This is a genomic window from Chromobacterium haemolyticum (genome assembly GCF_009936155.1).
Taxonomy (GTDB): Bacteria; Pseudomonadota; Gammaproteobacteria; order Burkholderiales; family Chromobacteriaceae; genus Chromobacterium; species Chromobacterium haemolyticum.
This window is the reverse complement of sequence record NZ_AP019312.1, coordinates 1,675,088-1,689,922: the sequence shown is the minus strand read 5'-3', so window position 1 is coordinate 1,689,922 and position 14,835 is coordinate 1,675,088. Positions and strand designations below refer to the sequence as shown.

11 protein-coding genes are annotated in these 14,835 nt (G+C 64.0%); 5 read left to right on the top strand and 6 right to left on the bottom strand.

Annotation, left to right across the window (positions count from 1 at the left end):
- Positions 1 to 73 precede the first annotated feature (73 nt).
- Entirely contained in the window at positions 74 to 1,759 is a 1,686-nt protein-coding gene (locus tag GYH29_RS07795) for a glutamine--tRNA ligase/YqeY domain fusion protein (protein WP_081576404.1), read from the bottom strand.
- A 97-nt stretch (positions 1,760 to 1,856) separates the two neighbouring features.
- Positions 1,857 to 2,711, bottom strand: a complete 855-nt coding sequence (locus GYH29_RS07790; protein WP_081576405.1) for a Kdo hydroxylase family protein — start codon at positions 2,709 to 2,711, stop codon at positions 1,857 to 1,859.
- A gap of 376 nt (positions 2,712 to 3,087) precedes the next feature.
- Between GYH29_RS07790 and GYH29_RS07785 the strand changes: the two genes are divergently transcribed.
- Together GYH29_RS07785 and GYH29_RS07780 are read left to right on the top strand one after the other, a co-directional pair.
- Positions 3,088 to 5,376 (top strand): YgiQ family radical SAM protein, encoded by a 2,289-nt coding sequence (locus GYH29_RS07785; RefSeq protein ID WP_039755501.1) that lies wholly within the window; start codon positions 3,088 to 3,090, stop codon positions 5,374 to 5,376.
- Positions 5,377 to 5,616: 240 nt separating this feature from the next.
- A complete protein-coding gene (locus tag GYH29_RS07780) occupies positions 5,617 to 7,092 on the top strand; it encodes a protein adenylyltransferase SelO (RefSeq protein WP_161523478.1) in 1,476 nt (491 codons plus the stop codon).
- Between the two features lie 203 nt (positions 7,093 to 7,295).
- Here GYH29_RS07780 and GYH29_RS07775 read toward each other — a convergent pair whose 3' ends face one another.
- A complete protein-coding gene (locus GYH29_RS07775) occupies positions 7,296 to 7,619 on the bottom strand; it encodes a DMT family transporter (RefSeq protein WP_118266937.1) in 324 nt (107 codons plus the stop codon).
- Positions 7,620 to 7,874: 255 nt separating this feature from the next.
- Here GYH29_RS07775 and GYH29_RS07770 point away from each other — a divergent pair, with 255 nt between their 5' ends.
- Positions 7,875 to 8,129 (top strand): hypothetical protein, encoded by a 255-nt coding sequence (locus tag GYH29_RS07770; RefSeq protein ID WP_161523477.1) that lies wholly within the window; start codon positions 7,875 to 7,877, stop codon positions 8,127 to 8,129.
- A gap of 82 nt (positions 8,130 to 8,211) precedes the next feature.
- Here the strand turns inward: GYH29_RS07770 and GYH29_RS07765 are convergent, their stop codons facing one another.
- The gene (locus GYH29_RS07765) at positions 8,212 to 8,721 is read right to left on the bottom strand and encodes a GNAT family N-acetyltransferase (RefSeq protein ID WP_161523476.1); all 510 of its coding nucleotides are present in this window, start codon (positions 8,719 to 8,721) and stop codon (positions 8,212 to 8,214) included.
- 326 nt (positions 8,722 to 9,047) lie between these two features.
- Here GYH29_RS07765 and GYH29_RS07760 point away from each other — a divergent pair, with 326 nt between their 5' ends.
- Together GYH29_RS07760 and GYH29_RS07755 are read left to right on the top strand one after the other, a co-directional pair.
- Positions 9,048 to 9,827: an HAD-IIB family hydrolase gene (locus GYH29_RS07760; RefSeq protein ID WP_107731890.1), complete on the top strand. Its 780-nt coding sequence runs from the start codon at positions 9,048 to 9,050 to the stop codon at positions 9,825 to 9,827.
- Between the two features lie 169 nt (positions 9,828 to 9,996).
- Positions 9,997 to 11,343, top strand: coding sequence for an HD-GYP domain-containing protein (locus GYH29_RS07755; RefSeq protein ID WP_161523475.1), 1,347 nt, complete (start codon positions 9,997 to 9,999; stop codon positions 11,341 to 11,343).
- Between the two features lie 55 nt (positions 11,344 to 11,398).
- Here the strand turns inward: GYH29_RS07755 and GYH29_RS07750 are convergent, their stop codons facing one another.
- Complete coding sequence (locus tag GYH29_RS07750) at positions 11,399 to 11,845, bottom strand: VOC family protein (RefSeq protein WP_081545504.1); 447 nt, start codon at positions 11,843 to 11,845, stop codon at positions 11,399 to 11,401.
- Positions 11,846 to 11,986: 141 nt separating this feature from the next.
- The gene (gene uvrA / locus GYH29_RS07745) at positions 11,987 to 14,818 is read right to left on the bottom strand and encodes an excinuclease ABC subunit UvrA (RefSeq protein WP_043591567.1); all 2,832 of its coding nucleotides are present in this window, start codon (positions 14,816 to 14,818) and stop codon (positions 11,987 to 11,989) included.
- Positions 14,819 to 14,835 lie beyond the last annotated feature (17 nt).

Genomic DNA, 14,835 nt, shown 5'->3' with positions numbered 1-14,835 from the left:
GACCCGCGGGCCCGCCATTGCTGGAAGTGATTCACCAGCCGGACACGCAAAGCGTCCAGCCAGGCGCCGGCGCTTACTTGCTCCAGCTATCCTTCAGGCCCACGGTGCGGTTGAATACCGCCTTGCCGCCGGCCTGGTGGTCGTGGCGGTCGGTGACGAAGTAGCCCAGGCGTTCGAACTGGAAGCGGGACTCCGGTTCGGCCTTCAACACGGCGTCTTCGACATAGGCGGTGACGGTGCTCAGCGATTCGCCGTTCAGGAACTGGCGGAAATCGACATACTCGCCGTCTTCGCCGCGCACCGCGTCCGGGCGCGGCTCGGTGAACAGACGCTCGTACCAGCGCACTTCGGCCTGGATCGCGTGTTCGGCGGACACCCAGTGAATCACGCCCTTGACCTTGCGGCCTTCCGGGTTCTTGCCCAGGGTGTCGTGGTCAATGCTGCACTTGAGTTCCACCACATTGCCAGCCGCGTCCTTGACCACTTCCTCGCACTTGATCACGTAGGAATAGCGCAGGCGCACTTCGCCGCCGGCTGTCAGGCGCTGCCACTTGGGCGGCGGCACTTCGGCGAAATCGTCCTGTTCAATCCAGATCTCGCGGGCAATCGGCACTTCGCGCTCGCCAAACTCCGGATGATGCGGATGGAAGGGCGCGCTGCGGCTGGCGGTAACGGCGGCGTCGTAGTTGGTCAACGTCACTTTCAATGGTTTCACCACCGCCATCACGCGCGGAGAGTCGTTTTCCAGCGTCTCCCGCACCGCGCCTTCCAGCACGCTCATGTCAATGATGTTCTCGCCCTTGGACACGCCGATGCGCTGAGCGAACAGGCGGATGCCGGCCGGGCTGAAACCGCGGCGGCGCATGCCTTCCACCGTGGGCATGCGCGGGTCGTCCCAGCCGCTCACCAGGCCGTCGTTGACCAGCGCCTGCAGCTTGCGCTTGGAAGTCAGCGCGTACAGCAGCTCCAGGCGCGAGAACTCGTACTGGCGCGGGTGGCAGCCGATGCTGATATTGTCCAGCACCCAGTCGTACAACGGCCGGTGGTCTTCAAACTCCAGCGTGCACAAGGAGTGGGTAATACCCTCGATGGCGTCGGAAATGCAGTGGGTGTAGTCGTACATCGGATAGATGCACCACGCGTCGCCGGTGCGGTGATGATGCGCGCGGCGGATGCGGTAGATCACCGGGTCGCGCAGGTTCACATTGCCGGAAGACATGTCTATTTTCAGACGCAGCGTCTTGCTGCCGTCCGGGAACTCGCCGGCCCGCATGCGGGCGAACAGGTCCAGGTTTTCTTCCACGCTGCGATCGCGGAACGGGCTGTTCTTGCCCGGCTCCGTCAGGCTGCCGCGGTACTGGCGCATTTCTTCGGCGTTCAGATCGCAGACAAAGGCCTTGCCGTTCTGGATCAGCTCCACCGCGTAGCCGTAAAGCTGCTCGAAATAATCAGAAGCGAAACGGACGTTGCCGTCCCAGTGGAAACCCAGCCACTCCACGCTGTCCTTGATCGACTGCACGAACTCGTCGGACTCTTTCTCCGGATTGGTGTCGTCCATGCGCAGATTGCACTTGCCCTTGTAATCATCGGCCAGGCCGAAGTTCAGGCAAATGGATTTGGCGTGACCGATGTGCAGGTAGCCGTTGGGCTCCGGCGGGAAGCGAGTGACGATGCCGCTGTGCTTGCCGGAAGCCAGGTCCTCGTCAATGATGTTGCGGATGAAATTGCTGACAACCGGCGCGTTGTTTTCCGTGCTCATTGTTTTGTGCAGTGCGATTTATGACTAATCGAAGATTGTAACCGATTTCGCCCCGACTGGGAGCGGACCGGCCACGTCCGCCTCCCGTTTGATCGCCTTACACCAAGACCTTGCCCGTCAACTGTTCCAACAGCGCCAGCGGCGACTGTTGCGGCTGCGCCATCTCCGCCGCCGGCAGCCAGAAAGTCTGCTCCAGCATGAACTGGCCGGACATCACCGCGTGAGACGCGTGGTCGGAGAAACAGACCCAGGCGCAGCCGGGCGGAAACGGCATGGTTTCCTGCGGGCATTGGCGCTGGTAATCTAAATCCGCCTTCATCGCGTCGTGCAAGTGCAACATGATATGGTCGTATGCGCTGCGCTTGCGCTTGGTGATCTTCAAGGCCGCCAGCAAGGCCGCCGAGCCCGGCCACTGCCGCGGCACCCGCGGCAGCATGCGCCGCGCCATGTCGGTGAACGGCTCGCCCACCCGCCACACCCTGGGCTCGCCATGCGGATTGATGTTGCAGAACACCCGCAGAATGCGTTCGCCGTAGTTGGGACGGGACGGAAACGCGTCCACGTGCAGCCGGCTGTCGTCTTTGCGCCAGGAGGTCCGGCGGTCTTCCACCCGCATCAGCCGCAGGCTGGTGGGCGCGGCGCGCAGCTTGCCCTGGTATTCCGGCAACAGCCGCGCGGCCAGATCGGCGGCCGCCCGCTGGTAACGCGCGATCAAACCGCGCACCGCCGCCTCCCGCTCCGCGCCGCCCACCACGCCGTGCAAGGCTCCGTTGTCCGGCTCCAGGCTGATGTTCTTGCGCTTGGGATCGGCGACGGCCGGATCCAGCAAGCCCCCCTCCTCGGCCAGCAGCTTGAAATCGAAGCTGGGCAGATACAAAACCTTGCCCTGCTCCAATTCATCCACGTAGCGGCCTTGCGCCGCTTCATCCACCAATACGATCTGGCTCGTCATATTGAGCTCCTACCTGAAACAATAATTTCCCTCGCGGAAGGAGCGTCGGACGCAAGGGGCTGACGCCCAGGCCGGACCGGCTTTACCCGACGCCCTCCTCCGGCCGCGCCATGGCGGCGGCTTGGCAAGCCGTTTCCGGCTTGGCGAGTGGGCCGCTAGGATACGCCTGCGACAGGAGAATGTCATGCCGAAACCCTCGTCTCCCATTCCTGCGGCCAGGACGCGCAGCGCCTTGATTTTGATAAGCAAAACCGTCCCTCCGGCAAAACCCTACTGCAACCAAGGCAATTCCCAATAAAAAACAAGCGCTTATTCCACAAGCAAGGCGCAACTATGGCATAATGTCTGGTTGCTCGAACTTCAGTCCATTGCCAGCATGACGACCGCACACGCCGCCAAACCGATCACCTCCTACCGCAAGTACTGGGCCAGCCGCTTTGGCCCCGCCCCGTTCCTGCCGATGACCCGCGCCGAGATGGACCAGCTGGGCTGGGATTCCTGCGACATCATCCTGGTCACCGGCGACGGCTATATCGACCACCCCAGCTTCGGCATGGCGTTGGTGGGCCGGCTGCTGGAAGACCAGGGCTTCCGCGTGGGCATTATCTCCCAGCCGGATTGGCACTCCGCGGACGCTTTTCGCGAGCTGGGCAAGCCCAATCTGTTCTTCGGCGTCACCGCCGGCAATATGGACTCGATGATCAACCGCTACACCGCGGACCGCCGCCCGCGCTCGGACGACGCCTACACCCCGCACGCCGCGGCCAACAAACGGCCGGACCGCGCCGTCACCGTCTATGCTCAGCGCTGCCGCGAGGCCTACCCCGGCGTGGGCGTGATGGTGGGCAGCATCGAGGCCAGCCTGCGCCGCATCGCCCACTACGACTACTGGAGCGAGAAAGTGCGCCCGTCGGTGCTGATCAACTCCAAGGCCGACCTGCTGCTGTACGGCAACGCCGAGCGCGCGTTGGTGGAAGTGGCGCATCGCGCCGCCAGGGGCGAAAAACTCAGCGAGATCCGCGACGTGCGCGGCACCGCTTTCATCGTGCCGCACGGCTGGCGTCCGGACGAAGAATGGCAGGAGATGGATTCCAGCGTGGTGGACCTGCCGGGCAAGGTGGACGCCCACCTCAACCCTTACCAGGAAATCCCGGAACAGGCGGCCGAAGCCACCAAGGACCAGGACCCGTCCAAGCCGCAGGTAATCCGCATCGAATCGCGCGAAGAACGGCTGGCCAAGCGCCGCGCCGAACGCGCCAAGACCGTGATCCGCATCCCGGCCTACGAAGCCGTGGCCCACGACCCGGTGCTGTACGCCCACGCCAGCCGCACCCTGCACCTGGAATCCAACCCCGGCAACGCCCGCGCACTGGTGCAGATGCACGGCGAGCGCGACGTGTGGCTGACCCCGCCGCCCATTCCGCTGACCACCGAGGAAATGGACCACGTTTACGGCCTGCCCTATGCCCGCAATCCGCACCCCAGCTACGGCGACGCCAACATTCCGGCCTGGGAAATGATCAAGTACTCGGTCAACATCATGCGCGGCTGTTTCGGCGGCTGTACCTTCTGCTCCATCACCGAGCACGAAGGCCGCATCATCCAGAGCCGTTCCGAGGAATCCATCCTCAAGGAAATCGAGGAAATCCGGGACAAAACCCCGGGCTTCACCGGCCACATCTCGGACCTGGGCGGCCCAACGGCCAATATGTACCGCCTCTCCTGCAAGGACCCGAAGATCGAGCGCTCCTGTAGGAAGCTGTCCTGCGTGTTCCCGGACATCTGCGAAAACCTGAACACCGACCACAGCCACCTAATCCAGCTCTACCGCAAGGCGCGCGCCCTGCCGGGCGTGAAGAAGATCAACATCCAGTCCGGCTTGCGCTACGACTTGGCCGTGCGCTCGCCCGAATACATCAAGGAACTGGTGCAACACCATGTGGGCGGCTATCTGAAGATCGCCCCGGAACACACCGAGGACGGCCCGCTGTCCATGATGATGAAGCCGGGCATGGGCGCATACGACAAGTTCAAGGAACTGTTCGAACGCTTCAGCCGCCAGGCCGGCAAGGAACAGTATTTGATCCCCTACTTCATCGCCGCCCACCCCGGCACCAGCGACGAAGACATGATGAACCTGGCGCTGTGGCTGAAGAAGAACAACTTCCGCCTGGACCAGGTGCAAACCTTCACCCCCACGCCGATGGCGATGGCCACCACCATGTGGCACACCCGCCGCAACCCGCTCAAGCGCTTGAGCCGCAGCTCGGAAAAAGTGGACGTGGTGCGCGACGGCTACCGCCGCAAGCTGCACAAGGCCTTCTTGCGCTACCACCACCCGGACAACTGGCAGATCCTCCACGACGCGCTGATCCAGATGGGCCGCGCGGACTTGATCGGCCACAGCAAACACTGCCTGATTCCGCCGACGCCGCCGGGCGACAAGGCCGCCGCCGTGCGCCACCGCATGGGCGCGCCGCTGTCGCGCAACAAGGCGCCCGGCCAGCGCGCCGCGGCCCCCGCCGGACACGGACAGCGCGGCAAACCCGCGCAGGCCAAAGCCACCGCCAAACCCGCAACCGGCAAAGCGCCGGCCGGACGCGGCAAGCCCATTAGCAAACCGGCCGGCAAACCAGCAGGCGCCGGCAAGGGCCGCAGCCGTTGAATCCAGCCGCCCACGGGCGGCTTTTTGCCGGCCGGCGGCCGGGCACTTTGCCCCGCCGCCGGCGTCTCAGAACGTGTTTACGATCTCGCGAGCTAAGGTGAGACAAGGCGAAAACAGCTGAGAAAGCGGAGTGTACACACGGTACATGAGCATTTCGAAGGTGTTTTCAACGCCGTATCGCCAACGCGCAGCAGATCGTAAACAGGTTCTCAATCCCCTACCCCGCCCAACGAGCCCGCCATGATCCACATCGACTTCGACCACAGCTACGCCCGCGACCTGCCCGACGCCTGCATGCCGGTCAAGCCCGAGTTCCCGCCCGCGCCGGCCCTGCTGTACTGGAACGCCGAGCTGGCGGAGGAACTGGGCCTGGACAGCAGCCAGACCAACGCCACGGAGCTGGCCGCCGCCTTCTCCGGCGCCGCGCTGCCGGCCGGGGCCAGGCCGGTGGCCCAAGCCTATGCCGGCCACCAGTTCGGCGGACTGTCCCCCTCGCTGGGCGACGGCCGCGCGCTGCTGCTGGGCGAAGTCATGGACCGCAACGGCCAGCGCCGCGACATCGCCTTCAAGGGCAGCGGCCGCACCCCGTTCTCGCGCCGCGGCGACGGCAAGGCCGCGGTGGGGCCGATGCTGCGCGAACTGATCATCGGCGAAGCCATGCACGCGCTCGCCATCCCCAGCACCCGCGCGCTGGCCGTGGCCGCCACCGGCGAAACCGTCTACCGCGAACAGGCGCTGCCCGGCGCGGTGCTGACCCGCGTCGCCGCCAGCCACCTGCGCGTCGGCACCTTCCAGTACTTCGCCATCCGCGGCGAGCGCGACATGCTGCGCCGGCTTGCCGATTACACCCTGGCGCGCCACTACCCCGGACTGGCCGGCGCCGAACAACCTTATCTGGCGCTGCTGCAAGCGGTGGCGGAACGCCAAGCCGAGCTAATCGCCCGCTGGATGCACGCCGGCTTCATCCACGGCGTGATGAACACCGACAATATGGCGCTAAGCGGCGAAACCATAGACTACGGCCCCTGTGCCTTCATGGACATCCATCACCCATCCACCGTGTTCAGCTCCATCGACAGCGGCGGCCGCTACGCCTACGGCAACCAGCCGGCCATCGCCCAATGGAACCTGGCCCGGCTGGCGGAAACCCTGCTGCCGCTGCTGGACCCGGACGAGCCCAAAAACGCGGTGCCGGCGGCCACCACCGTTATCGAAGACTTCGCCGAGCGCTACCAGGCCCACTGGCTGCGACAGGCGCGCCGCAAACTGGGCCTGAGCCAGGCGCAGGACATCGACCAGGAACTGGCGGAAGACTGGCTGGCGCTGCTGGCGCGCCAGGACGCCGACCACACCCTGGCCTGGCGCCGGCTGGCCGACGCCGCCGAAGGCCAAGACCAGGCGCTGACCCAACTCTTCAACGACCCGGCCGCCGCCGCGCCGTGGCTGGCCCGCTGGCGCCAGCGGCTGGACGCCGAGCCGCAAGCCGCCGCCGAACGCGCCGCCGCGCTGCGCCAGGCCAACCCGCTCTACATCCCGCGCAACCACTTGGTGGAAGAAGCGCTGGCCGCCGCCAGCGATCATGGCGATATGGGGCCGACGCTGGCGCTGCTGGACGCGCTGCGTCAACCGTTCAACGAACGCGCCGGCCTGGAGCGCTACACACTGCCGGCCGCGCCGGAAGTGGCGCAGGGGTATCGGACCTTCTGCGGCACCTAAGAACCTGTTTACGATCTGCTGCGCGTCGGCGATACGGCGTTAAAAACCAGCTCAAAATGCTCATGTACCGCTTGTACATTCCGCTTTTTCGCTAGTTTTTGCCTTGTCTCGCCTTAGCTCGCGAGATCGTAAACACGCTCTAAGAACTTTCCGACGCGACAAGGGCAAGCCGCCCGGCTTGCCCTTGCTACTCCACCCATCCTTCAAGCGCTCTGGCTCAAGTTCAGCAGCAACACGCCAACAACGATGAAGCCCACGCCCAGCACCTTCATCAACGATGCGCCCTCGTTGAAGATCCACACCCCCAGCAAGGCGGTGGTGGCGGTGCCCACCCCGGCCCATACCGCATAGGTCAGGCCGATTTCCAGCTTCTTGCTCACCAAGCCCATCAGCCAGATCGCCAATAGATAACACACGCCCATCGATAGGGTTGGCCATAGCCGCGTCAGCCCATGAGATGCCTTCAGAAGCAGCGTGCCCACCACCTCCGCGACAATGGAACAGGCCAGCAATAGCCAAGGATTCATGTTTGCTCTTTCAGGCAACGGCGCCGGCGGGATGACGCGCGCGCAAAGATAAATTAATCCAGACCAATCCAATGCGGCAATTCCGTACAGTTACCGCTCCCCTTCGGCATTGACCGCCTACCGCTCCGCTGCTAGATTCCGCCTTGGTGCTGAACACACCTGTCAGGCGAAACCCGCGCTCGTCAGTCGCGGCTTCTCAGCCCTATTCCGAACACGCCGTCAAAGCGGCCCGGAACGCCATGCCAGGAGTTCATCATGGATAAACATCCCGTCCCCACAGCCCCCGTCTCCCAACTCGAAACCGCGGAAGCACTGGCCAACGGCCTGGAAGCGCTGGATTTGCTGCGCCCTCTGCTGGTCAGCATGCGCCAGCAGATCGCGCTGCCGCGCCCGGATCTGGTACAACTGAAGGGCCTGTGTCACGCCGCCGGCTGGATTGCCGATGAGTACCACAGCTATCTAGAGGCAATGTGGCAGGAAGAGACCCGCAACAAAACCATGCGGTTCTGAGCCAGTCTTTGAACGGAAAAGGCGCAAGGCATACCGCCTTGCGCCCTTCTGTTGGTCTCTCTTGAAGATTACGCAGCGGCCTTCAGGCCAAGCGCTTCTCCATCACATAATCATCCATCACGAAGCCGTTGCCGATATCGAACACCGCCTCCTCGCGCACCTGGAAGCCGCCACGCTGATACACCGCGATGGCACCGGCATTGTGTTTGTTCACCGTCAGCACCAGGGTATGGCAACCGCGCTGCCGCGCCGCCCGCTCCACCGCATCCAACATATAAGCGCCCAGGCCGCGGCCGCGCATGTCCGCCAACAAATACAACTGCTCCAGCTTCATCTCCCCCGACGTCGCCGTCAGCGCGTAACTGCAATAGCCCACCGCCCGGCCATCCAGCTTCAACAGGCCGAACCAGCGGTCCGGCGCGTCCAGATAGGCGGATAGTTTTTCCGGGACATAACGACCGGCCAGCATGTATTCGATCTGCTCGCGGCTGATCATGCTGATGAAGTGCTGATGCCAGATCTCCCCCGCCAACTCGGCCAGGATGGAAAAATCGGCGGCGGTCAACGGCTCCAGACAAACATTTTGGCTCATGCGCGGCACTCTCCAGGTTGAACGGTCATATAAGAGCCTGTTCAAAGTCTCGTGAGCAAGGGCGAGACAAGGCGAAAACGAGCGAAAAAGCGTAATGTACACGTGGTACATGAGCATTTTGAGCTTGTTTTTAACGCCGTATCGCTGAAGCGCAGCAGACTTTGAACAGGTTCTAAGGAAAATGTGGGCGATACCGCTTGCTGACAAGTCCACAGGCATTCCATTCAGCGCGGCGGCTTCACCCGAGTTGGCAAGACAGTTAGAATGCAAAAACCATAAAATGGCGCTAAAAACCAGCCGCCGCCACCTTCCCGCAGCGAGACCCCATGCACTTCATCTTCGATATCGACGGCACCATTTGCTTCAACGGTAGAACCATCAGTCCGATCATTCAGGACGCGCTGGACGGCCTGCGCCAACGCGGCCACCAGCTGGGCTTCGCCTCCGCCCGCCCCTACCGCGACATCCTCCCGCTGCTGGATGCCCGCTTCCACGACACACTGATCATCGGCGCCAACGGCGCAATGAGCCATCAGCAAGGCGAGCTGCGCGGTCTGACCCCTATCCCGGACCCGGTGTTCGCTGACATCACCCAACTGGCGCAACGCTTTGCCGCGTCCTATCTGGTGGACCTGTACTGGGACTACCATTACAGCGGCGACGCCGGCCATCCCTTCCTGGCCAAAGTGGACCCAGGCAAGCTGGCCAGCCATGTCGGCGCGGAAGACATCCGCCAGCCGGCCAAGCTGCTGATCACCGCCTGCGCCGATGTCCCCGGCCTGCGCCGGGAGCTGGACGCCCACTCCGGCGTGGAACTACACCACCATTCCGACGAACAGATCTTCGACATCACCGCCGCCGGCGTCAGCAAGATGGCCGCGCTGCGCCAATGCGGCATCGACGCCGATGAGCTGATCTGCTTCGGCAACGACAGCAACGACGTCAGCATGTTTCTGGAGGCCGGTCACTCGGTGCAGGTGGGCGCCCACCCGCGGCTGGCGGAACTGGCCAGCGAACGTCTGCCGCTGGATCAGGACATCGAAGCGCGGCTGGTGGACGCCATCGCGCGGCTGAGCCGCGCCCCCTCGCCCGCGCGGCGAGATTGAAAAAGCAGGCTTCGCCAAGGATAAATAAGGTAGCGCCGCTCACAAAGAGGCTGCGTTGCGCCGGCTTGTCATACTCAATGAACCACCTGCGTCAACGCGCCTTGCTCCAGATTATCTGCGAGCGGCTCCGCCGCCCACATCCCGCCCGCCTCAACCCCATGGAGCGCTCATGGCCGCCACCCTGAAGCTGTCCGAACTGATCAGCTCGCTGAGCTACGCGCTGGACATCACCGAAGGCCAGCCGGAGGGCCACGGCATCCGCAGTTGCTGGATAGGGATGCATATCGGCCAATGCATCGGCTTGCCGCCGCAGCGGCTATGGGATCTGTACTACGCCATCCTGCTCAAAGACCTAGGCTGCAGCAGCAACGCGGCGCGCATCTGCGAGCTGTACCAAACCGACGACCGCAGCTTCAAACAAGATTTCAAGCAAGTGGGCGCCGGCCTGCCGCAGCTGCTGGGCTTCGTGTTCAAGAACACCGGCACCCACAGCGCGGGCTGGGCGCGGCGCGCGGTGTCCATCCTCAAGGTACTGCGCCACGGCCGGGCGATGGCGGACGAGTTGATCAACACCCGCTGCCACCGCGGCGCCGACATCGCCCGCCAGTTGCGCTTCAATGAAAGCGTGGCGCGAGGCATCCAATCGCTGGACGAACACTGGGACGGCTCCGGCCGGCCGCTGGGGCTGCGCGGCGACGCCATTCCGCTGAATTCGCGCATCGCGCTGCTGGCCCAGGTGATCGACGTGTTCCACATCACCCACGGCCGCCAGGCGGCGCTGGAGCAGGCGCTGCGCCGCGCCGGCGGCTGGTTCGACCCAGAACTGGTGGCCGCCTTCCGTAGGGTGAGCGCCAGGCCGGATTTCTGGCGGCAGTTGGAGGCCGACGACATCGATCAGGCGGTGCTGAGGCTGGAGCCGGCCCAATGCGCGGTGCCGCTGGACGAGGATTATCTGGATGAAATCGCCGAGGGCTTCGGCCTGGTAGTGGACTCCAAGAGTCCCTTCACCGCCGGCCACAGCCAGCGGGTGGGCCATTACGCCGACCAGATCGCCGCGGAGCTGGAGCTGGGCCTGGAACGGCGGCGCTGGCTGAAACGCGGCGCGCTCTTGCACGACGTGGGCAAGCTGGGCGTCAGCAACACCATACTGGACAAGCCCGGCAAGCTGGAGGCGGACGAATGGGAGGCGGTGAAACGCCACGCCGGCTACACCGAGGCCATCCTGGGCCGCATCGAACACTTCGCCGAACTGGCCTGGGTGGCCGGCGCCCACCACGAACGCCCGGACGGCGGCGGCTACCCGCGCGGCCTGTCCGGCGACGCCATCGCGCTGGAAACCCGCATCATCACCGCCGCGGACATCTTCGACGCCATCAACGCGGAACGCCCCTACCACCCGGCCACCCCGGCGCCGCAAACCCTGGACATCATGCGCCGGCACCTGGGCAGCGCCATCGACCCCGCCTGCTTCGCCGCGCTGGAACAGGTGCTGCGCCAGGAAGGCGCATTGTCTTGAGCGCATAAAAAACCGCCGGCGCGAGGCCGGCGGTTTTAGTGGCGATCAGCGGTTTTCACTCCAGCTGTTCGTTCAGCTTGAGCTTGCCCACCAGCCAAGTGTGATCGTAGCTGACAATCTCGAACGGATTGCCGAAGGGGTCGACGAAGGACAGCGAGCAGAAAAAGCGATGGTCGCGCACGGAGTCCCGAGCAATGGTCTGACCGTCGCGATTGGTGACGCGTTCGCCGGCCAGCTGGTCTATCCACTCCAGAAAATCCTGGCCGCTCACCACAAAGGCGATGTCGCCCTGATGGTTGGCCGCCCCGCTCTTGTCTTCGCTCACCGCCAGACGCACCGCCCCGTTGGCGTTGGCCAGCATGACCGCTCCGTGCGGGCCTTCGCGCATGTGTTTGTAGCGCGGGTCCGGGGCCATGGCCAGCACGCGCTGATACCATTTCAGGGCCTTGGGCACGTCAGTCACACGAATGTGGATGTGATCGATCTTGCCTAAAGTCAGCATGACTTCCTCATATTGTTTTTGATGCGATGGCCCTTGGGCGACGCGCAGTCCAGCTGAGCGGCGACGCTGTTCGCCCCTTGCCGCCGCCGGTATTTCTTTATAACAGCAAGCAGTCTATCCGCGCATTGTACTTGATTGCCATCAGGCTTGCTCGCGCTGCAACAAGGGCTGCAAATAGCGCCCGGTATGGCTGACCGGATTGGCCGCCACTTGTTCCGGCGTGCCGGTGGCGATGATCTGGCCGCCGCCGGCGCCGCCTTCCGGCCCTAGGTCGATTAGCCAGTCCGCGGTTTTGACCACGTCCAGATTGTGCTCGATCACCACCACGGTGTTGCCGCTTTCACGCAGGCGGTGCAGTACTTGCAACAGCAGATCGATGTCATGGAAATGCAGACCGGTGGTGGGTTCGTCCAGAATGTACAAGGTGCGCCCGGTGTCGCGCTTGGACAATTCCAGCCCCAGCTTGACGCGCTGGGCCTCGCCGCCGGACAGGGTGGTGGCGCTCTGGCCCAGCCGGATGTAGCCCAGGCCCACTTCCATCAGAGTGCGCAGCTTGCGCGCCACGGTGGGCACCACGCTGAAGAACCCCAGCGCCTGCTCCACCGTCATTTCCAGCACTTCGTGGATGTTCTTACCCTTGTATTGCACTTCCAGGGTTTCGCGGTTGTAGCGCTTGCCGTGGCAAACGTCGCAGGGCACGTAGACATCGGGCAGAAAGTGCATTTCCACCTTGATCATGCCGTCGCCCTGGCAGGCTTCGCAGCGGCCGCCCTTGACGTTGAAGGAGAAGCGGCCCGGGCCGTAGCCGCGCTCGCGCGACAGCGGCACGCCGGCGAACAGCTCGCGGATGGGAGTGAACAAGCCGGTGTAGGTGGCCGGGTTGGAACGCGGGGTGCGGCCGATCGGGCTTTGGTCGACATTGATCACCTTGTCCAGCTGCTTCAGGCCCTGGATGTCCTGATAGGCCGCGGGCTCTTCGCTGGCGCCGTTCAGTTCCCGCGCGGTGATCTTGTACAAGGTGTCGTTGATCAGCGTGGATTTGCCGGAGCCGGACACGCCGGTAATGCACACAAGCATGCCCAGCGGCAGTTCCAGGGTGACGTTCTTGAGGTTGTTGCCGCTGGCGCCGATCAGACGCAGCATGCGCTCCGGGTCCACCTCGCGGCGCTCTCCGCCCAGCGCGATGCGGCGGCGGCCGGACAGGTAGTCGCCGGTGATGGAATGGCCGCAAGCGGCCACTTCGGCCGGGGTGCCGGCCACCAGCACTTCGCCGCCGTGCTCGCCTGCGCCCGGCCCCATATCCACCAGATAGTCCGCGGCGCGGATGGCGTCTTCGTCGTGCTCCACCACGATTACGCTGTTGCCCAGATCCCGCAGCCGCATCAAGGTGGCCAGCAGGCGGTCGTTGTCCCGCTGATGCAGGCCGATGGACGGCTCGTCCAGCACGTACATCACGCCGGTGAGGCCGGAGCCGATCTGGCTGGCCAGACGAATGCGCTGCGCCTCGCCGCCGGACAGGGTGTCCGCGGAGCGGGACAGGTTGAGGTAATCCAGGCCCACATTATTGAGGAAGGACACCCGCTCGCTGATTTCCTTGACGATTTTTTCCGCCACCGCCTGCTTCTGACCACTGAACGCCAGTTGGGCGAAGAAGAGCGCGGTCTCCTTCAAGGGCATCTGGTTGATCTCGTACAGGGTTTTTTCGCCGACAAAGACGTGGCGCGCCTCCAGGCGCAGCCGCGAGCCCTGGCAATGCGGGCAAGGCTGGTTGTTCTGGTACTTGGCCAGTTCTTCGCGCACGGCCGCGGAATCGGTTTCGCGGTAGCGACGCTCCAGGTTGGGGATGATGCCTTCAAAGGGGTGCGCACGGCTGAACTTGGTGCCCTTCTCCGACATATAGCTGAATTCGATGCTGTCGCGGCCGGAGCCGTGCAGCACCACATTGCGCACTTTTTCCGGCAGGTCTTCAAAGGCGAGCTCGGCCACGGAGAAGCCGTAATGCTCGCCCAGCGACATCAGCATCTGAAAATAGAACTGGTTGCGTTTGTCCCAGCCCTTGATCGCGCCGGCGGCCAGGCTCAATTCCGGATGCGCCACCACGCGGCGCGGATCGAAGAAAGTGATTTCGCCCAGGCCGTCGCACTTGGGGCAGGCGCCCATCGGGTTGTTGAAGGAGAACAGCCGAGGCTCCAGTTCCGGCAGGCTGTAGGAACACACCGGGCAGGCGAACTTGGCGGAGAACCAGTGCTCTTCGCCCTTATCCATTTCCACGGCGATGGCGCGGCCTTCGGCGTGGCGCAGCGCGGTTTCGAAGCTTTCCGCCAGCCGCTGTTTCATGTCTTCGCGCACCTTCAGGCGGTCTATCACCACTTCGATGGTGTGCTTCTTGTTCTTGTCCAGCTTGGGCACGGCGTCGATTTCAAACACTTCGCCGTCCACGCGCACCCGCACAAAGCCCTGGGCGCGCAGGTCTTCGAACAGGTCAAGATTCTCCCCCTTGCGGCCGACGATGACCGGGGCCAGGATCATCACCCGGCTCTCCTCCGGCAGCGCCAGCACGTGATCCACCATCTGACTGACGGTTTGCGAGGACAAGGGCACGCCGTGCTCCGGGCAGTGCGGCTCGCCCACCCGGGCGTACAGTAGCCGCAGGTAGTCGTGGATTTCGGTGACGGTGCCGACGGTGGAGCGCGGATTGTGGCTGGTGGCTTTCTGTTCGATGGAGATCGCCGGAGACAGGCCTTCAATCAGGTCCACGTCCGGTTTTTCCATCAATTGCAGGAACTGGCGCGCATAGGCGGACAGGCTTTCCACGTAGCGGCGCTGACCTTCCGCGTACAGGGTGTCGAAGGCCAGCGAGGATTTGCCGGAGCCGGACAGGCCGGTAATCACGATCAATTGGTGGCGGGGCAAATCCAGGTTGATGTTCTTCAGATTGTGCGTGCGTGCGCCGCGAATGCGAATGCTGTCCATATTGGAGCGTAACTCAC